The organism is Bradyrhizobium vignae (assembly GCF_004114425.1).
Taxonomy (GTDB): domain Bacteria; phylum Pseudomonadota; class Alphaproteobacteria; order Rhizobiales; family Xanthobacteraceae; genus Bradyrhizobium; species Bradyrhizobium vignae.
The window spans coordinates 116808-136468 of record NZ_RDQF01000017.1 but is presented as its reverse complement, the minus strand read 5'-3'; the positions used below and the strand labels follow the sequence as shown (position 1 = coordinate 136468).

Genomic DNA, 19661 nt, shown 5'->3' with positions numbered 1-19661 from the left:
CAGAATTTTGGATCACGGCGCGGGGGACAATATACCAACGCCACCATGATGGCACGTCTTGTTTGTTCGCGACAGCTTAGGTTACCGATACCGCTTTCAAGCAACGGCACCACTCGATGCGAACGGCCTTGCCGTTACACATCGTTGCAATACTGCGGCTTGTGCTCACCTACAGTACCAGGCGGGCTTTTTCCGTCACCGCAGTTCACTTCATTGCTCGCTGATCGGCGCTTCATAGCTGCGAGCCATCGTGCCCGCCGCAACTTGAAGCGAAGAACCAACCACCCAACAGCCGGCAACAAAGCCTATCAGGCCGTTAGGCAGGTTTTGGTCAAGGACAAGGATGCTGACGGACATGGTTGCGGCGATCGCCGCGCTGAACGTTCCGGCCGCACTCATGATCTCGACCGGCTCGGAACCGTTCCATTCTTCCGAGATGCTCGACGTCGGCCTCCTTGCAACATTGCCGGACAAATCAATTCCGACGTAATAGCCGAGAGCCCCATAGAGCATCGTTATCAGCACGATCCAGCCGCTTTCAAACAGTCCACCTTTCTGACGTAACAGGGTCGCACCAACATACAGGCCGCAAGAGCCCCCAACGGCTGCCAGTCCGATCCTTTCAAGAAGATGAGCCGTTTTGATCAGACTGGAACGGGCGATCCGGAGATTGCTGACGCGCCTGGTCAAAGAGAAGGCGCTGGAAATTGCGCTGCTTATCTTCATAGGGAGCTCCTTCTGAGCTAGTAGCAGCCTACCGGCCGACCCCGAACAGAAGCTGCGTGAGTTGCGCGATGCCCTTCCATTCCAATTTCTGAAAAGATGCTGAGTGATGGGATTGGCCTGCTCGTGAGCAAAACGGAGCCAATCCAAAGCTGCGAGCATGCGGCTGCGCAGGCATTGCATCTCACCCGAGTTTGGCAAATGTGCGGGTGCGGCAATTTCTTGCGGGAGTGGTAGTTCAGAAACCGAGCGATCGAGTATGAAGCGGTTCACACACTGCTCTTCGCTGTCGCTCCATTCGGTCACATTTTCCGGAGGACGCGTCTGCACCGTCGCGCTAACCGGACCGCGAACACGCTGGATCTGCAACGCGCGGTTGGTCAGGAGCGCCCCGGTCTTGCCGAAAATCGAAGATCCGCGCTTGGCATCGTGAAGTTCGCAGTGTCAGCCCGACCACTCCTCGCCCCAGACCTGGACGACGTGGCCGGGCGACACTTCTCGATATTGACGCACTGGCGGCTGATAATCCGGCGCGCGCACCGGGCTTCTGATCTCGTCGTTGGATGCTTCCCGGCGCATACCGCGGCGCAACGGGTCGGGCACCGGCACGGCGGCCATCAGCCTCCTGGTATAGGGATGCTGGGGATTGCCGAACACCGAAGCGCGCGTGCCGATTTCGACGATCTCGCCGAGATACATCACGGCGACGCGGTGGCTCATGCGCTCGACCACGGCGATGTCGTGGGAGATGAAGAGGTAGGCAAGGCCCATGCTGGCCTGGAGGTCGAGCATCAAATTGACGACCTGCGCCTTGACCGAGACGTCGAGCGCCGAGACGGCTTCGTCCGCGACGATCAGCTTCGGTCCGAGCGCGAGTGCGCGCGCGATGCAGATGCGCTGGCGCTGGCCGCCGGAGAATTCGTGCGGGAAGCGCGCGGCCATGTCGGCGACGAGGCCGACGCGGACGAGGAGGTCGGCGACCTTGTCGCGGGCCTGCGACGCCGAGGCGAGTCCGTTGGCGAGCAATGGTGCTGCGATCGCCGTTCCCACCGACATGCGCGGATTGAGGCTCGCGAACGGATCCTGAAACACGATCTGCATGTTCTTGCGGAAATCGCGTAGAGCTCGGCCGTTCATGGCCAGTACATCCTGGCCATCGATCAGGACCGTTCCGCTGTCCGGCTCCGTCAGCTTCAGAATGGATCGGCCCGTCGTCGACTTGCCGCAACCGGATTCGCCGACCAGCGCCAGCGTCTCGCCGGCGCGCAGGGTGAAGGAGACGTTCTCGACCGCATGGACGCGGCCCGAGACTTTGCCGAACAGGCCCGAGCGGATCGGAAAGCGCGTGGTGAGGCCTGAGACTTCGAGCAGCGGCCGCTCGGCGGTCGAGACCGTGTCTGGCGTCTCCGCCGGCTCGTCCAAAGTCCCCGTCACCTTGTCGACGATCGGAAACCGCATCGGCCGCGCTCGCCCGTCCATCGAGCCGAGGCGCGGCACCGCCGCGAGCAGTGCCCTTGTGTAGGGATGCGAGGGCGCGGCGAAGATGCGCGAGGTGGCATCGAGCTCGACCGCCTGCCCGCCATACATGACCACGGTGCGATCCGCGATTTCGGCGACCACGCCCATGTCGTGGGTGATGAAGAGGATCGACATCGCCTCCTCGCGCTGGAGCTCCTTCAACAGCTCGAGGATCTGGGCCTGAATGGTGACGTCGAGCGCGGTCGTCGGCTCGTCCGCGATCAAGAGCTTCGGCTTGCAGGCCAGCGCCATCGCGATCATCACGCGCTGGCGCATGCCGCCGGAGAAGCGATGCGGATGCTCGTGGAAGCGCGATGTCGCCGCCGGGATGCGGACGCGATCGAGCAGACGGATGGTTTCGGCTTCCGCCGCCGCGCGCGACAGGCCGCGATGCTGGATCAGCGCCTCCGCTATCTGGAAGCCGATGGTGAGCACCGGGTTGAGGCTCGTCATCGGCTCCTGGAAGATCATGGCGACGTCATTGCCGCGGATGTCTTTCATGCTCGCTTCGGGCAGCCCGAGCAAATCGCGCCCCGCAAGCATGATGCGGCCCTCGACGCGGCCGACCTCCTGCGGAATCAGCCGCATGATCGAGAGCGCGGTGACGCTCTTGCCCGAGCCCGACTCGCCGACGATCGCGACGGTCTCGCGCGGCGCGATATCGAACGAGACGTCGCGGACGACAGGGATCCATCTCCGGTCGAGCATGAAGGAGGTGGTGAGGCCGGCGACCGAGAGCACGGGGGCTTCGGCAACGACGGGTTTGGTCGCGGCGCCGCTCACAGATGGACCTCGGGGCCCGCCGCGGAGAAAGTGCCCTCCCTCCCCCGCTTGCGGAGGGTTGGGGAGAGGGTGTCTCCGCAAGCGGGAGAGGTGAACTGCGCTCGTGGCTGCACCGATGCTCGCATCATCACCTCAATAACCGCGCGTGCGATCGACACGCCCCGGCAGCTCCTCGCCGCGGCGGTGACGGGCGATGACGTCGAGCACGAAATCGACGGCCGTATCGGGCGTCGTCATGCTGGCATTGTGCGGGGTCAGCAGGATACGCGGATGGCTCCAGAACGGATGTCCTGCAGCCAGCGGCTCGGGATCGGTGACGTCGAGCACCGCGCCTGACAGCGCGCCGCTGTCGAGGGCCGCAAGGAAGTCGGACTCGACGAGATGCGGGCCACGCCCGACATTGACGAGCCCTGCCCCGCGCGGCAGGCACGCGAACAGATCGGCATTGAGAATGCCGCGCGTCTGATCCGTCAGCGGCAGCAGGCAGACGAGAATGTCGACCTGCGCCAGAAAGTCCGGCAAGGCGTCGGCGCCCGCGTAGCAGGTGACACCCTCGATCTGGCGCGGCGAGCGATTCCACCCCGATAGCGGAAAGCCGAACGCCTTGAGACGTGCGAGCACGGCCTGACCGAGCTGGCCGAGCCCCATCACGCCGACATGCCGGCGCTTGGCCGGCGTGATCCGGATTTCGCGCCAGACCTGCTGCTTCTGCTGATTGATGAAGTGTAGAAGGTCGCGATGCAGCGCGAGCACGGCCATGGTGACGTATTCGACCATGGTCTCGGCGATGCCGGGCTCCAGCATGCGGACCAGCGGAATGTGCGCTGGGACTTTCGAGGTGTCGAACTGATCGACGCCTGCACCAACCGAGAAGACCAGCTCGAGATTGGGAAAGGTCGTCGCGATGTCATCCGGCGGCACCCATGCCACGAGATGGCGGACGTCGGCGGGATTGCCGATGTCGGGCCAGAGCCGGAACGGGATGTCGGGCGCGCGCTCCGCGAACAAGCGCGCCCACTCGGCGCCGCGCACCATGTTGGCCTTGTAGAGAACCGTCATACCGGCCCTCAGAACGGGCTGACCGGCGCGAGCCGCCGACCGTCGATCATGCGCTTGTGGCTGTAGGCGGCGGGATCGACCAGCGGCGTCGAACCCGTCACGATGTCGGCGGCGAGCTTGCCGGCCGCGGGGCCGATGCCAAAACCGTGGCCGGAGAAGCCGGTCGCGAGGAAGAAACCGGGCAGCGCATCGACCGGCGAGATCACCGGAATCGTATCCGGCGTGCAGTCGATCGTGCCGCCCCAGGCTTCCGCGATCTCGATGTCCTTCAATTCCGGATTCGACTTGATCAGCGCTGCGAGCGCCGAATTGACCAGCGACATGTCAGGCGCGGGATCACGCACGCGCTCGGCCTCGAACGGCGACGGCTTGTCGAAGCTCCAGCCCGTGCCGCGCATGAGCTGGTCGAAGAACGACTTGCCGAACGACAGTTTCAGGCCGTTCTTGCGATGCTGATAGGTCGGCCAGAAGGTGCGCGCGTAGCGGAACAGGTCCGGCGACAGCTCCACCGTGCCGCGGTTGCGCAGCGCCAGCGTGAAGCCGCCGTCGAGGCGGCGGCGGATGCAGTAGAAATCGGTGCCGAGCGCGCCGGAGGTGATCTCCGGCCCCGGCGTGGTCCGGCACGCGGTGGCGTTGACGAGACCGATCGGCAGCTCGATACCGTGGCGGCGGCAGAACAACGAGGACCACGCGCCGCCCGCCAGCAGCACCGCTTGCGTGCGGATGGTGCCCTTCTCGGTGACGACCGCGCTGACCTTCCCGCCTCGCGTCTCCAGGCCGCGCGCGGCGCAGCCCTGATGGATGGTGACGCCGTGTTTTCGCGCGGCGGTGGCGAGCGCGGGCACGGCCATCGATGGCTCTGCGCGGCCGTCGCTGGGCGTGTGCAGGCCGCCGACCCATTGGTCCGCATTCCCAGGCATGCGCTCGGCAACCTCCGCGGGAGTCAGCACGGTGGAGTGGACCTGCTGCTCGCGCGCGACCGCTGCCCAGCGCTCCCAGCTTGCGAGTTCATCCTTGCTCTTGGTGAGGAAGAGGACGCCGGTGCGGCGGAAGCCGGCATCGACGCCGGCATCGTTCTGCATGTCCTCCCAAAGCCGCAGCGCCTCGCGGGCGAGCGGAATCTCCTCGCGCGCGCGGCCCTGCTGGCGGCACCAGCCCCAATTGCGGCTGGACTGCTCGCCGCCGACATGGCCCTTTTCGACCAGCGCGACAGAATGGCCCTTCTTGGCCAGATGATAGGCCGCGGAAACGCCGATGACGCCGCCGCCGATGACGACGACATCCACCTGCGTCGGCAGGCGTTCGTCGCTATTTATACGGTTGAGCGGCGGGGACATGGGGCACTCCTGGAGGTCAGTTCGATCGAGATCTTGCTCGTCATGGGATGTTCATTCGCGGATCCAGCGCATCGCGGAGGCCATCACCGAGAAAGTTGAAGCTGGTCACGGCGAGCGTGATGGCGACGCCCGGCGCGATCGCGAGCCAGGGCGCGCTGGTGAGATAGATCTGCGCGTTGTTGAGCATGTTGCCCCAGCTCGCCGCCGGCGGCTGGATGCCGTAGCCGAGATAGCTGACATAGGATTCGAGCAGGATCGCCTTGGCGACGTTGAGCGTCGCAGCGACCACGATCGGTGCGATCGCATTGGGCACCAGCTCGCGGAACATGATCCGTAAGTTCGACGAACCGAAGGCGAGCGCGGCCACCGCAAACTCACGCTCGCGCAACGACCGCACCTGGGCTTCGACGACGCGGGCAACCGCCATCCAGGCGGTGGCCGCAATCAGCACGGTGGTGGTGACGAGGCCCGGCTCGGTGAGCGCCGCCAGCGCAAGCAGCAGGAAGATCGTCGGAAAGCACAAGACGGCATCGACCAGCCGCATCAGCACCGCGCCGACCACGCCGCCATAGAATCCGGCGAAGGCGCCGACCACGATGCCGACCGCCATCGCGATCACCATCGCGACGATGCCGATCGAGAGCGAGACACGCCCGCCCATCATCAGCCGCGCCAGCACGTCGCGGCCGAGCTCGTCGGTGCCGAGGATGTGCGCGCCGGAAAGCGGCGGCGCGAACCGTTTCATGATGTCGATATAGGTGTCATCGAACGGCAGCAGATACGGACCGAAGGCCGAGCCGAGCACGAGCACCAGGATGATCACGGCGCCCGCGAGCGCCAGCCGGTGCCGGCGGAAGCGCCGCCATGCGGCCTGGCCGGGCGCCAGCTGGGCGGTGGAGAGGACTGCGGTCGCCATCGCCTAGCCCACCCGAATGCGCGGATCGACCACGGCGTAGAGGATGTCGGCGAGCAGCGAGCCGATCAGCACCATCGTCGCCGAGAACATCAGGATGCCCATCACCACGGGATAGTCGCGATAGCCGATGGAATCGAGGAATAGCCGGCCCATGCCGGGCCAGGTGAACACGGTCTCGGCGACCAGCGCGCCGCCGAGCAGCGTCGGCAACTGAAGGCCCGCCACCGTGATCATCGGCAGCAGCGCGTTGCGCAAGGCATGCACGGTGAGGATGCGCCATTCCGGCATGCCCTTGGCGCGCGCAGTGCGGATGTAGTCCTGGTTGATGACCTCGAGCATCGAGGAGCGCATGAAGCGGCCCCACATCGCGGTCTCGACCAGCGCCAGCACCATGGCCGGCGCGATCAGATGATGCAGCAGGTCGAGAAAGGAGCCGTCGCCAACGGTCTCGCGGTTGCCGGACGGCAACCAGCCGAGCTTCACCGAGAAGACGTAGATGGTGACGAGGCCGAACCAGAAGGTCGGAATCGACAGCGCGATCATGGCGCCGACGGTGGCGAGCGCATCGAACAGCGAATAGCGGCGCAGCGCGCCGAGGATGCCGATCCAGCAGCCGAGCAGCACCGCGATGATCGTCGCCGTCGCCATCAGCTCCAGCGTGGCGCCGAGATGCGAGGAGATCACCGACAGCACCGCCTCGCCGTCACGATAGGAGCGGCCCCAATCGCCTTTGAGCATGCGGCCGAACCAGTCGAGATACTGGATCGGGAGCGGCCGATCCAGCCCGAGCTGCCTGGTGACGCGATCGAGATCCTCCTGCGTCATCTGCGCGGAGGCCGCGAATTGCGACAGCGGACCGCCGGGCGCCATATGCAGGACGGCAAAGCCGATTCCCGAGACGATCACCAGCAGCATGATTGCCTGCGCCAGGCGATTGACGACGTAACGGGCCATCTCAGGCGATCCGGCGTGGCCAGGACATCAGGCCCAATACCATTCGCGGATATTCCAGCAGTTGATCGAGGTGTTGATGTTGGGACGGAAGCCCTGCAGGCCCTCCTTGACGCCCTCGGCAATGAACCCCTGAAACAGCGGCAGGATGGCGAGATCGTTACGGATCAGCTTCTGCAGCTCGCCATAGCTCGCCTTGCGCTGTGACAGATCGAACTGCTTGGCGCCTTCGGCGAGCAGCCGATCGGCCTCCGCGCTCCGGTACTGATAGGTGTTGTAGCCGCGCCCGCCTTTGGCGGGAATGGAGCCCGAGCCGAAGCGCGGCGTCACGTCGGGGTCGCTGCCCAACATGAAATTCACGCCCACGATCACCGAGTTGAACTTCGACTGCTGCCAGAAGTCGCCCCAGATCACGGCCGCCGGCATGTTGTTGACGCGCATCGCAGCGCCGATCGCACGCCAGTCCTGGATCAGAAGCTGCTGGGTCTGCTCCCGCACCGCGTTGCCTGACGTCGTGGAGTTGGCGAATTCGAGCTTGACGCCGCCCTTCTCGCGAATGCCACCCGCGCCGCGTACCCATCCGGCGGCATCGAGCAGCGCGTTGGCCTTGGCCGGATCGTATTTATGCTGCGGCAGTCCCTGCTGGAACGACCAGGCCTGCTGCGGCACGAAGCTCTCGGTCTGCTTGGGCAATCCGTAATTGAGCGCATCGATGATCGCTTGCTTGTTGATGGCGAGATAGAGCGCCTCGCGCACCGCGCGATCAGCGAAGGGACCGAACTCCAGATTGGGCGCGATATGCTCCACCGAGGAGGTCGAGGAGACGACGATATTGCGCCCCTTCAGCGTCTTCGCCTCCTGCACGAAGTTCGGCAAGATGCCTTGCAGGCCGGTGTAGTCGACCTGGCCGGTGCGGAACTGGGTGTAGAGCACGGTGAGATCGGGGATGTACTTGAAGACCACGCGTTCGACGTAAGGCCCCTTGCCGTGATAGCCGATGTGGGCGTTGAGCAGGATGTGGTCCCCGGGCACGCGTTCGCCCCAGCGGAACGGCCCGGTGCCGATAGGCGCATTGTGGAACGGCGAGGCGTTCGGATCGGACACCTTCTCCAGGATGTGTTTTGGCACGATGAAGGTCAGCGATCCCAGGATCGACATGTAGGGCGAATAGGGCGCTTCCATGCGCCAATGGATCTCGTCGGGCGCGACGACCTTGATGTCCTTGACGAGGCTGTGGCCGACGCGACTGCGGGCGCGGAAATTGGGGTCGTTGATCAATTCGAGCGAGAACTTCACGTCCTCGGCCGTGAAAGGCGTGCCGTCGTGCCATTTCACGTCATTGCGCAGCTTGATCTTCCAGGTCAGACCGTCGGCCGATAGACCGCCATTCTCGAGGGTCGGGACTTCGCGCGCGAGATCTGGAACGAAATTGCCGGCGGGATCGATGTACCAGAGCAGCGAGAACACCTGCCACCAGATGCCCTGGTCGACCTCGATGCCCGGCATCAAGGGATGAAAGACGGTCGGCTCCTGCGACAGCGCCGCGATCACCTGGCCGCGCGGCTTGTCCGGCGGATTGGTGGGACGTTCGGTCTGGGCGAAGGCGTTGCCTGAAAGCGTCCATCCCGCTGCGGCGCCCGCGCCGAGCTGGACGAATTGACGGCGATTCGGAATGCCGAGATGCAGTGCCCCAACGCCACGCTTGCCAGTGTCGTGTGCCATCACCCACTCTCCGTTTCCGCACGCGGCACCGTCTCCCGCGCCCCGAGACCCCGGCAGAGGGACAGGAGTGGGCTTTAGTGCTTCTAAATTTTTCGATCAAAAGTTCATCATGACTAAATACAGCTGTCAATCACATTGCTAGTATGCGCAATCTTTTCACTCTGACTAAAGTCACGGAGCCGATGCCCGAGGCTGAGATGATGCATGGGAGAGCGACATGGATGGTCGCGGCGACACGAACGGCACCAAGGACGCTCCGGCGATCGAAGCTGACGATGCGGTCGACCAGCGCCTGGGTGAAACGGTGCGGCTGCTGCGTCAGCGCGCCGGCCTCTCGATCCAGGACGTCGCCAACAAGACCGGCCTGTCCACCGGCATGATCAGCCAGCTCGAGCGCGCGCGCGCCATGCCGTCGGTCCGTACGCTGCGCCTGCTCAGCATCGCGCTCGACGTTCCCATCTCCTACTTCTTCGAAAGCAGCGATCCCTCCGACGGGCAACGCTACATCGTGCGCAAGAACAGCCGGCGGCTGCTGCGGCTCACCGCCAGCGGCGTCGTCAAGGAAGCGCTGACCCCTGCAGGGAAAGGCCAGCTCGAGCTCTACGAGCTCACGCTCAATCCCGGAGCCTCGTCCGGCACCGACTTCCTGCAGCACACCGGTGAGAAGGCGGGCTACATCCTCTCAGGCAGCCTGCGGCTGTGGCTCGACAACCAGGCTCACCTGCTGGAAGCCGGCGACAGCTTTCGCTTCCCGAGCATCGTGCCGCACATGTTCGACAACCCGACGCAGCAGGTGGCGCGCGCGATCTGGGTGACGACGCTGCTCCAGACCGATTCGCCGTCGGGTTGAGGCGGCACGGAAGCAGAGTTGGATGAGTTTTGGTTGAGTTGACGCGCCCAGAACTCGGAACACCTCTCCTGTAGGGCTCCTGTAGGAGAGGCAAACCGCGAACAGCTGCCCGATTCACTTCATCTAGCTCATCCGACGCCGCAGCGTGGCCGACGGTGTCTCGCCGAATTTATCGCGGTAGGCGCCGGCCATGCGGCCGAGATGGGTGAAGCCGAGATCGAAGGCGATCTCGGTGATGCAGGCATCGGGTGCCGCCTGCGCGAGGCGCGCGTGCAGGCCAGCAAGGCGCATGTCGAGCAGCATCTGCGAGATGGACACGCCGAAGTGACGGCGGAAGCCGAGCTGAAGCGCGCGAATGCCGATGCCGGACACGCAGGCGAGCTGCGCGAGATCGAGCGGCTCGCCGGCATTGTCCGCCAGATGGTCGCGCGCGGCGCGGAGCGCGCGCGGCAAGCGCTCGGCCTGTCCTGAGAACGTTCGAATCGCGTCCGACAGGCCATGCCTCTGCCCGTTGAGGAGATGATCGAGCAGCGCTTCGCGCCAATCGGCCATCGCGACCGGCGACAGCCTGCCGGAGGGACCGACACGCTCGGCGAGCGTCATCAACTCGGCAAGACTGGTCTGCAGGGCCCGTCCGGAGGGCGCGTCGAGTTCGATCACGGGATCGAATTCGACCGTGCCGACCGTCCTGCCCGCCAGCGCCGCGGCTCGCTGCTCGACCATGCGGCGCTCGAGCAGCAGGATCGCTTGGGCGCAGTCGGTCCAGATCATCCGCGTCGGGATCGTCGGCGACAGCAGTGACGCCGTCCGGTCCGGCGCGGAATCGAGTTCACAGCCGCCGGCACGAATGCGGGCGGCGCCAGCCAGCGGGACCTGCACCAGGAAGAAGCGCTCGAGGCAGCCGGGATCGATACTGACCGATCCGCCATAGGCGACATAGTTGATGGAGAAGCCGGCGAAATCAGCGCAATTGTGCCGGGCGGAGAAGCCGGCCGCCCGCGCCTCTCCCGGCTCGAGATCGTGCGGGCAGAAGATGCGCCCGATCTGCTCGGCGGCTTCGTCGACATTGTCGGTGGTGACGCGCGCGAAGGCCGCAAGCCGCTCAGCTGCAGGCGCCCTTGCGTTCAGTTCCAGCACGGCTGCGGACATCATCGACCACGCTTCGCGTCACGGAATTGCTTTAAGCCTATAATAGTTCCGCGGATGCGAAAAGAGCGGCTCCTGCAAAATCCTCGTGCTGCATGGCAATGGCGGCGTTCGGATTCGTTTAGCGGATAGACAGGCGCCTATCGCTGGCGAAAGCTCCGTCCCCGCCGGAATCCATGAGGAGCAAGCCATGACTGCACTCGAAAAGGGCATTACCGCTAACGGCACGGGCTATGGCGGCAAGAGCTGGAACATCCTTGACCAGGTCTATTTCCCCAAAGCCGTGACCGACTCCACCTTCGCGTTCGAGACCAACAGCGATCCCGGCCAGTTCGTGCCGGTGCACATCCATCCGACCCAGGACGAGTTCATCCTGGTGCAGGAAGGCACGCTCGACCTCAAGCTGGATGGCCAATGGGTCAAGGCCCATGCCGGCGACCTCGTGCGCATGCCGCGCGGCATTCCGCACGGCTATTTCAACAAGTCCGACAAGCCGTGCCGCGCGCTGTTCTGGGTCTCACCGATGCAGAAGCTGGAGGCGCTGTTCAACCAGCTGCACAATCTGACCGACCCTGCCGAAGTGGTGCGTATCTCGGCGCTGCATGAGGTCGATTTCCTGCCGCCCGAGGCCAACGACTAGGCTCCCTCGTCCACTGTCATCTGCTTGCAGGCCTACCGGCCGCGCCTTGCGGCCGAACGTGGCCGCTTGCCCGGAAAACACATCGATAGCGAGCAATCCCATGGTCAGTCCCAAACATGTCTGCGTGATCGGCGCCGGCGTCTCCGGCCTTGCCGCCGCCAAGGCGTTCTCCCGCCGCGGCCACCGCGTCACCATCGTCGAGCGCAGCTCGGATCTCGGCGGCGTCTGGGAGCCGGCGCGCTCCTATCCTGAGGTGCAGACGCAGAGCCCGAAGGAACTCTATCGCTACACCGACCGCGCCATGCCGGATGCCTATCCGGAATGGCCGACCGGGCCGCAGGTCCATGCCTATCTCGCCGACTACGCCAGGAGTTTTGGCCTCGACCGCATGCTGCGCCACGACACCGAAGTTGCCGGCATGGCGCGTCGCGCGGACGGCAGACCGGGCTGGACGCTGACCCTGACGAGCAAAGACGGCACGACGAACGAAGACTTCGATTTCGTCGCCGTCTGCACCGGCCAATTCAATGAGCCGCGCGAGCTGCATTGCCCCGGCGAGGACGGTTTTCTGGCGCAGGGCGGCCAGATCCGGCACTCGTCGAAATACGGCGATCCAGTACTTGCAAAGGGACGCCGCGTCGTCGTGCTCGGCGGCTCGAAGTCCGCGACCGACATCGCCGTGAACGCGGTGAAGTCAGGCGCTCGCGAGGTCACGATCGTAATGCGCGAGCCGGTCTGGCGCATCCCTTACTTCATCGGCGGTCTCGTGAACTTCAAGCGCATCCTCTACATCCGCGCGCAAGAGGAGATGTTTCTGGGCTGGGGCGCGAGCGCGATGGCGAGATTTGCACATCGCATCGCCGCGCCGCTGGTCTGGGCGAACTGGCGCGGGCTGGAGAGCCTGCTCAAGGCGCAGCTCAAGCTCGGCCGCTGCAAGATGGTCCCGAAGGAGCGGATCGAAGACGGCGTCAACTGCTCGGTGCCGATCGCAACGCCGGGCTTCTATCCCATGGTCGCCGACGGCCGCATCAAGGCGGTGTTCGGCACGTTCGACCGTTATGAAGGCGACAGCATCGTGATGAGCGGCGGCGAGCGCATCAAGGCCGACCTCGCGGTGCTCGCGATCGGCTACAAGCTCGGCGTGCCGTTCCTGCCCGAGGCCTACCGGCAGAAACTGGTCGATGCCGACGGCCAGTACCGGCTCTATCGTCTGATCGCCAACCCCGATCTGCCGGAGCTCGGCTTCGTCGGCTTCAACTCGTCGTTCTGCACCGTGCTCTGCGCCGATCTCGCCGCCAACTGGCTGGTGCGCTACGCCGACGGCCAGCTCGCCAACCAGCCGTCGACCAAGCAGATGCGCGACAACATCGAGATGATGCTGCACTTCAAGCGCGTCGAGCGGCCGGCGGCAGGCGTCTATGGCGGACTCTGCGTCGCGCCCTATCACTACCGTCATTTCGACGAGCTGATGGCCGACATCGGTGCGAAGAACTGGAAGCGCGGCGGGTTCGCCGGGCGCTTCTCGCCGCCGGACGCGGATATCTACGCGAAGTTTCTGGCGACCGCGCCGGACTACCGGGCGGCGTGAGAGGAAGAATTGCGGCAGCTCGCGTCTGATGCTTACGATCTCCCTGGCCATCGAATCGACGGGAACCAACCATGGGATCGAGACGACTTGCCGCCGCGTTCTTTGCGGCCGCTGCCTTCTTCGTCGCGGCGCCCGTCGTTGCACAGAAAGGCGCGCCAACGCCAAGGCAATCCGAGGCGCTCGCCACCTACGAGCGGGCGCTCGCCGATTTCAAATCCATCCTCGCCGAGCGACGACGCCAGATCGAGGCGAAGGAGCCGCTGCCCAATCTGCCGGGACAGGCGCTCTATCTCGCGCGCGTCGCGGTGATCAGCAGCTACAAGGACCTGACGGACGCCATGCCGGCGCGGATCGGGAGGCCCAACAAGTTCGAGATTCCTCCGGCCTATTTCGACGCCGACATCGAGCCTTTGATCGACGAATATTCGAAGCTGTTCGACATCATGGAGGCGCCGCCTGCCAGCGCGCAGAATTCGCCAACGCCGTTCAAGGACGTCGTCGATCTCGCGGTCGCCATTGCGCGCGCCAAGGGGCTTGCGCCTGAGCATGCGGAGGCCGCAGGGCGCATCAGCCTCGGGCTGTTCTTCGCCGAGACCAACGGCAAGCAGAATGTCCGCAATGCGCGCTCGAACACCTACATGGGCAGCTTCCAGACCGGCCCCTCCGAAGACCGCAACGGCCGCCGGAAATGGGAGACCATCAAGGGCGACATCGCCGCGATCGATCCGGCGCTGAGCGCGCGCGACGACAAGGAGGAGGCACGCGCCCGCGGCACCGATCACCGCTTCAACCACTGGACCAACGTGCGGGACGGGCTGATGAACGCGCATGCCGACCTGTTCCGTGAGATCCCGCAAATCGTGAAGACGCTGCCTGATCCGATCGACCAGATGAAGCTGTTCGAACTGATCCAGATCGTTCCCACGCCGACGCGGGCTGCGCTCAAATCGGGCGATCTCCTGAACTACAGGGTGTCCAGCCCCATGATCATGAAGCACCTGCGCAACAACAGCATTTTTGCTTTCGGACAGACCGACCGGGCGCGCACCTCGGCGAGCTTCCGCGAGATCCTCGCTGCGATGTGGCTGTTCAACCGGAAGTTCGAGCGCGCGATGGCGAAGTATGAGGAGATCAAGAGGCGGTAGACGATCACGAAGCTGTCACCAGGGACAATCGCATGCGCATCCTCCTCTCGGCAGAGCCAGTTTTCACCTCAGAGCCGCTTGATGAAATGGTAGCGGCGAATGCCGCCGCCTAGCGTCTTGTTGGTGGCGGCATCGGCGATCTCTTCGCCCGCGTTCTCGTATCCGGCGTTACGATACAGCGCCAGCGCATCCTGCTGAAGCTCGGACGTACTCAGCTGCAATTGTAACCGCTTCCGGCGGCGGCATTCCTGCTCCGCAAACGCCAGCATGTTCCGCGCAATTCCCCGGCGTCGCGCGCCGGGAGCGACGTACATGCGCCGCAGCTCCATCGCTTCCCCGCCAACGCTCTCCAGCCCAAACATGCCAACAATTTCGTCGTCGTCGACAGCGACCCAAAAACCGCCGTCCCGGCTCGAATAGTATTCGGCGATTCGATCTATCTCCTCCACGAGCGAGCGAGTGATGTATTTTTCGAACGCCTCCGCCAAATGCGCGGGTGCCAACAGACGATTTACCCGGATGAACAGCTCGCGCACAGGAGCCGCATCGAGCGGCGCGAAGGCGCGAATCTGAATTTCAGTTGTCATGCAGCCGCTGCCGCTACTCCGTCCGGATCGGCGAATCCTTCCGGCGCATCAATCACACCGCCTTCGCCAATTCTGGTCGATCATGCGCTCAGTGAAAAGCGATTTGTCATGATGAACCTGCCAAAGGGCACGCCGCCGTTTGCAGTGCAAGGCCTCTGACTGCCATGGCTATGGTGTTCCGCGGCCGGGCATTTGTTGGTAGCCTGCCGCACCGACAGACAGCAATCCGGGAGCCACCGAATGACGCGCGCGAATCTCGCATCTCCCGCACGGCCTAGGCAAGCGCGGAAACATGTCGGGCGGGCCTTGGCAACGGCAACCGCGGTCATCGCGCTCGCCGGCTGCGAGGACAAGAACACCTTCGTGGCGCCGCCGCCGCCCAAGGTGGACGTCGCGACGCCGGTGCAGCGCGCAGTGACGCGCTACGTCGAGGCGACCGGCAACACCGCGCCGATCAAGAGCGTCGATCTGGTCGCGCGCGTGCAGGGCTTCCTGCAATCGATCGACTACCAGGACGGCACCTTCGTCAAGCAGGGCACCCAGCTGTTCACAATCGAGCCGGAGACCTACAAGCTCAAGCTCGAGCAGGCACAGGCAGCCGAGGCCGGCGCGCAGGCCACGCTGAAGCAGGCAGAGGCCGATTTCAAGCGGCAGACCGAGTTGGTGCAGCGCCAGGCGGTCTCGCAGTCCACCCTCGACACCTCGACCTCGAACCGCGAAAACGCGCAGGCCAGTCTCCAACAGGCGCAGGTCAATACCAGGCTCGCCGAGGTCAATTACGGCTACACCAAGGTGACGGCGCCGTTCGACGGCATCGTCAGCGCGCACCTGGTCTCGATCGGCGAGCTCGTCGGCGTCTCCTCCCCGACCCAGCTCGCGACCATCGTCGCGCTGGACCCGATCTGGGTGAACTTCACCGTCAACGAGCAGGACGTCCTTCGCATCCGCGCCGAAGCGGCCCGCCGCGGGCTGACGGTCGCCGATCTCAGACAGTTGCCGGTCCAGGTGGGCCTCCAGACCGAGACCGGATACCCGCATGAAGGCCACCTCGACTACGTCTCGCCGACCCTCAATACATCGACCGGCACGCTCGCCGTGCGCGGCGTCATACCCAACGACAAGCGGGTGCTGCTGCCCGGCTATTTCGTCCGCGTCCGCGTACCCTTCACCCAGGAGAAGGAAGCCCTGCTCGTCCCCGACACCGCGCTCGGCAGCGACCAGGGCGGCCGCTATCTCCTCGTCGTCAACAACGACAATGTCGTCGAGCAGCGCAAGGTGCAGATCGGGCCGACCGACAACGGCCTGCGCGTGATTGAAAGCGGCCTCAAGCCGGACGACCGCGTCGTGATCGCGGGACTGCTGCGGGTGATCCCGGGGCAGAAGATCGACCCGCAGGTGACGAAGATCGACCAGTCCCAGGCGTCCACCAAGTAGGAGCCGCCAGCCATGATCTCAAAATTCTTCATCGAGCGGCCGGTCCTCTCGAACGTCATCGCACTCCTGATGATCCTGATCGGCGGCGTCGCCCTGTTCAACCTTGCGATCGCGCAATACCCCGACGTGGTGCCGCCGACGGTGCAGGTCACCACGCGCTATCCCGGCGCCAGCGCCAAGACCGTGATCGACACCGTGGCGCTGCCGATCGAGCAGCAGGTCAACGGCGTCGAGGACATGCTGTACATGCAGTCCTACAGCGGCTCGGACGGCACCTACACGCTGACCGTGACCTTCAAGATCGGCACCGACCTCAACTTCGCACAGGTGCTGGTGCAGAACCGTGTCTCCAGTGCGCTGGCGCAGCTGCCGCAGGCGGTGCAGAACCAGGGCGTCACCGTCCAGAAGAAATCGACCGCTATCCTGCTGTTCGTGACGCTGACCTCGCCCGAGGCGAAGTATGACAGCCTCTATTTGAGCAACTACGCCACCATCAACATCCGCGACGAGCTCTCCCGCCTGCCCGGCGTCGGCAACGTCACGGTGTTCGGCGCCGGCCAGTATTCGATGCGGGTGTGGCTCGACCCGAGCAAACTGCAGGCCCGGGGCCTGGTACCGCAGGACGTCATCAACGCGATCCAGCAGCAGAGCCAGCAGGTCTCCGCCGGCCAGGTCGGCGCACCGCCGACGCCGCCGGGCCAGGCGTTCCAGTACACGCTCAACGTCAACGGACGGCTCGACGACACCACCCAGTTCGAGAACATCATCGTCAAGACAGGGACCAGCGGCGACGTCACGCGGGTGCGCGACGTCGGCTGGGTCGAGCTTGGCGCACAGACCTACAGCCAGATCTTCTCGCTCAACAAGCAGCCCGCCACCGGCATCGGCGTGTTCCAGTCGCCCGGCGCCAACGCGCTGCAGGTCGAGCAGGCCGTCGAGAAGAAGATGGCCGAGCTCGCCAAGCGCTTCCCCGAAGGCATCAAATACGACACGCCGTTCGACACCACCAAGTTCGTGCAAGCCTCGGTGCACGAGGTCTACATGACGCTGATCGAAGCCGGCCTTCTGGTGCTGGTCGTGATCCTCGTGTTCCTGCAGGACTGGCGCGCGATGCTGGTGCCGGCGACGACCGTGCCCGTCACCATCATCGGCGCCTTCGCCGCGATGGCGGCGCTCGGCTTCACCATCAACATGTCGACGCTGTTCGCGATCGTGCTCGCGATCGGCATCGTGGTCGACGACGCCATCGTGGTGGTGGAAGGCGCGGCGCACAACATCGAGCAGGGCATGAACGGCCACGACGCCGCGATCAGGGCGATGGACCAGCTGTTCGCGCCGATAGTCGGCATCACCCTGGTGCTGATCTCGGTGTTCCTGCCGGCCTCGTTCCTTGCCGGCCTCACCGGGCGCATCTACTCGCAATTCGCGCTGGTGATCGCGGCGACCGCGCTGCTCTCCGCGATCAACGCGGCGACCTTGAAGCCGACGCAGTGTGCGCTATGGCTGCGGCCGGCGGTGCCGCCGGAGCAGCGCAATTTCTTCTATCGAGGCTTCAACGCCGTCTATGACCGCGTCGAGCGCGGCTACACCAGGCTGATCACGTTCCTGGTGAAGAACGCCACCATCTCGGTCGCGTTCGCGCTGCTGGTCATCGGAGCCAGCGGCTACGGCCTGTCGCGGGTGCCGACGGGCTTCCTGCCGATCGAGGACCAGGGCTATCTGATCGCCGCGATCCAGCTGCCCGACGGCGCAGCGTTGGAGCGGACCCAGAACGTGCTCGACAGGGCCAGCGAGATCATCAAGGATACGCCCGGCGTCCAGCAGGTCATCACCATCGCCGGCATCTCCGCGCTCGACAACAGCGCCAGCCTCGCCAATGCCGGCGTCGCCTACATCATCCTGAAGGATTGGGACGCGCGCAAAGGACCCGGCGAGGATTTGCGCTCGCTGGTCTTCGGGCTGAACGACAAGCTCGCAACCATCATGGAGGCGCGCACCATTGTGCTGCCGCCGCCGCCGATCCAGGGCATCGGCAACGCCGCCGGTTTCTCGATGCAGGTCGAGCTGCGCGACGGCAACAGCGATTTCGCCAAGCTGCAGGCCATCACCGGTGCGATGGTCAGCAACGCGCAGAGCCAGAGCGCGCTGCAGCGCGTGCAGACCTCGTTCCGCTCGTCGGTGCCGCAGTTCAACGTCGAGATCGACCGCATCAAGACCCAGACGCTGCACGTCACGACGGACCAGGTGTTCTCGGCGCTATCGACCTATCTCGGCTCGTCCTACGTCAACCAGTTCAACAAGTTCGGCCGCGTCTTCCAGGTCTACACCCAGGCCGATCCGGCCTTCCGCGTCACCGAGCGCGACATCGCCAACATGCAGGTGCGCAACTCCAACGGCGACATGATCCCGATCGGCACCGTCGCCAAGATCACGCCGGCCACCGGTCCGTCGCTGATCAGCCTCTACAACCTCTATCCGTCCTCGACGGTGATCGGCCTGCCGGCGCAGGGCTATTCATCGGGCCAATCGCTGAAGCTGATGGAGGAGATCGCGGACAAGACGCTGCCGCCCGGCACCGGCTATGAATGGACCGCGATGTCATATCAGGAGAAGGCGGTCTCGAACCAGATCTACTGGGTGTTCGGCCTCGCCATGCTGCTGGTCTATCTCGTGCTCGCCGGCCAGTATGAGAGCTGGTACGCGCCGATCTCGGTGATCCTCGCGGTGCCGCTGTCGCTGCTCGGGCCGATGCTGATCCTCTCCGGGCTCAAGATCGACAACAACCTCTATTGCCAGATCGGATTGATCCTGCTCATCGCGCTGTCGGCCAAGAACGCGATCCTGATCGTCGAGGTGGGCCTCGAGCTGCACGGCCGCGACGGCAAGCCGATCCTGGAGTCCGCGATCGAAGCCGCGCGTGCCCGTTTCCGCCCGATCCTGATGACCTCCTTCGCCTTCATCCTCGGCGTCGTGCCGCTGGTGCTCGCGACCGGCGCCGGCGCCAGCGCGCGCAAGTCGATCGGCATCACCGTGTTCTCGGGCATGCTGGCCTCGACCTGCCTTGCGGTGCTGTTCGTGCCGGCCTTCTTCGTGGTGGTGCAGCGGTTTGAGAACTGGCGCGCCTCGAAGAAGGCGCCGAAGGCGGTGGCGGTGAAGACTTAAGGCGCCGAGGCATCCACATCGTCATTGCGGGCGCAGCGAACCAATCCAGAATCTTTCCGCGGTGACAGTCTGGATTTGCTTCGCTGCGCTCGCAATGACG

15 protein-coding genes are annotated in these 19661 nt (G+C 64.8%); 6 read left to right on the top strand and 9 right to left on the bottom strand.

Going from position 1 to position 19661, the window contains the following annotated elements:
* Positions 1-210: 210 nt before the first annotated feature.
* The 7 genes from EAV90_RS40620 to EAV90_RS17135 form a co-directional block, all read right to left on the bottom strand.
* Positions 211-1053 carry a hypothetical protein gene (locus tag EAV90_RS40620; protein ID WP_245509545.1) on the bottom strand — a complete coding sequence of 281 codons (843 nt, stop codon included), beginning with the start codon at positions 1051-1053 and terminating at the stop codon, positions 211-213.
* Between the two features lie 114 nt (positions 1054-1167).
* Positions 1168-2949, bottom strand: coding sequence for an ABC transporter ATP-binding protein (locus EAV90_RS17160; RefSeq protein WP_245509546.1), 1782 nt, complete (start codon positions 2947-2949; stop codon positions 1168-1170).
* Between the two features lie 207 nt (positions 2950-3156).
* Positions 3157-4083 (bottom strand): 2-hydroxyacid dehydrogenase, encoded by a 927-nt coding sequence (locus EAV90_RS17155; protein WP_129144101.1) that lies wholly within the window; start codon positions 4081-4083, stop codon positions 3157-3159.
* Between the two features lie 8 nt (positions 4084-4091).
* Positions 4092-5420, bottom strand: a complete 1329-nt coding sequence (locus tag EAV90_RS17150) for an NAD(P)/FAD-dependent oxidoreductase (RefSeq protein WP_122401888.1) — start codon at positions 5418-5420, stop codon at positions 4092-4094.
* Between the two features lie 40 nt (positions 5421-5460).
* Positions 5461-6336 (bottom strand): ABC transporter permease, encoded by an 876-nt coding sequence (locus EAV90_RS17145; RefSeq protein WP_122401887.1) that lies wholly within the window; start codon positions 6334-6336, stop codon positions 5461-5463.
* Positions 6337-6339: 3 nt separating this feature from the next.
* Positions 6340-7290, bottom strand: coding sequence for an ABC transporter permease (locus EAV90_RS17140; RefSeq protein ID WP_122401886.1), 951 nt, complete (start codon positions 7288-7290; stop codon positions 6340-6342).
* 27 nt (positions 7291-7317) lie between these two features.
* The gene (locus EAV90_RS17135; protein WP_129144100.1) at positions 7318-9009 is read right to left on the bottom strand and encodes a peptide ABC transporter substrate-binding protein; all 1692 of its coding nucleotides are present in this window, start codon (positions 9007-9009) and stop codon (positions 7318-7320) included.
* A 217-nt stretch (positions 9010-9226) separates the two neighbouring features.
* Between EAV90_RS17135 and EAV90_RS17130 the strand changes: the two genes are divergently transcribed.
* Entirely contained in the window at positions 9227-9859 is a 633-nt protein-coding gene (locus EAV90_RS17130) for a cupin domain-containing protein (RefSeq protein ID WP_122401884.1), read from the top strand.
* 123 nt (positions 9860-9982) lie between these two features.
* On the opposite strand, the gene EAV90_RS17125 is transcribed toward EAV90_RS17130, so the two are convergent.
* Positions 9983-11008, bottom strand: a complete 1026-nt coding sequence (locus EAV90_RS17125) for an AraC family transcriptional regulator (RefSeq protein ID WP_129144111.1) — start codon at positions 11006-11008, stop codon at positions 9983-9985.
* A 187-nt stretch (positions 11009-11195) separates the two neighbouring features.
* On the opposite strand from EAV90_RS17125, the gene EAV90_RS17120 reads away from it, so the two are divergent.
* The 3 genes from EAV90_RS17120 (at position 11196) to EAV90_RS17110 (ending at position 14378) form a co-directional block, all read left to right on the top strand.
* Positions 11196-11645: a cupin domain-containing protein gene (locus EAV90_RS17120; RefSeq protein WP_129144099.1), complete on the top strand. Its 450-nt coding sequence runs from the start codon at positions 11196-11198 to the stop codon at positions 11643-11645.
* Positions 11646-11745: 100 nt separating this feature from the next.
* Positions 11746-13233: a flavin-containing monooxygenase gene (locus EAV90_RS17115; RefSeq protein ID WP_164936976.1), complete on the top strand. Its 1488-nt coding sequence runs from the start codon at positions 11746-11748 to the stop codon at positions 13231-13233.
* Positions 13234-13304: 71 nt separating this feature from the next.
* A complete protein-coding gene (locus EAV90_RS17110; RefSeq protein WP_129144097.1) occupies positions 13305-14378 on the top strand; it encodes a hypothetical protein in 1074 nt (357 codons plus the stop codon).
* A 68-nt stretch (positions 14379-14446) separates the two neighbouring features.
* On the opposite strand, the gene EAV90_RS17105 is transcribed toward EAV90_RS17110, so the two are convergent.
* Entirely contained in the window at positions 14447-14965 is a 519-nt protein-coding gene (locus EAV90_RS17105; RefSeq protein WP_129144096.1) for a GNAT family N-acetyltransferase, read from the bottom strand.
* Positions 14966-15205: 240 nt separating this feature from the next.
* On the opposite strand from EAV90_RS17105, the gene EAV90_RS17095 reads away from it, so the two are divergent.
* Together EAV90_RS17095 and EAV90_RS17090 are read left to right on the top strand one after the other, a co-directional pair.
* The gene (locus EAV90_RS17095; RefSeq protein ID WP_129144095.1) at positions 15206-16399 is read left to right on the top strand and encodes an efflux RND transporter periplasmic adaptor subunit; all 1194 of its coding nucleotides are present in this window, start codon (positions 15206-15208) and stop codon (positions 16397-16399) included.
* Between the two features lie 12 nt (positions 16400-16411).
* Positions 16412-19561, top strand: a complete 3150-nt coding sequence (locus EAV90_RS17090) for an efflux RND transporter permease subunit (RefSeq protein WP_122401878.1) — start codon at positions 16412-16414, stop codon at positions 19559-19561.
* Positions 19562-19661: the final 100 nt, after the last annotated feature.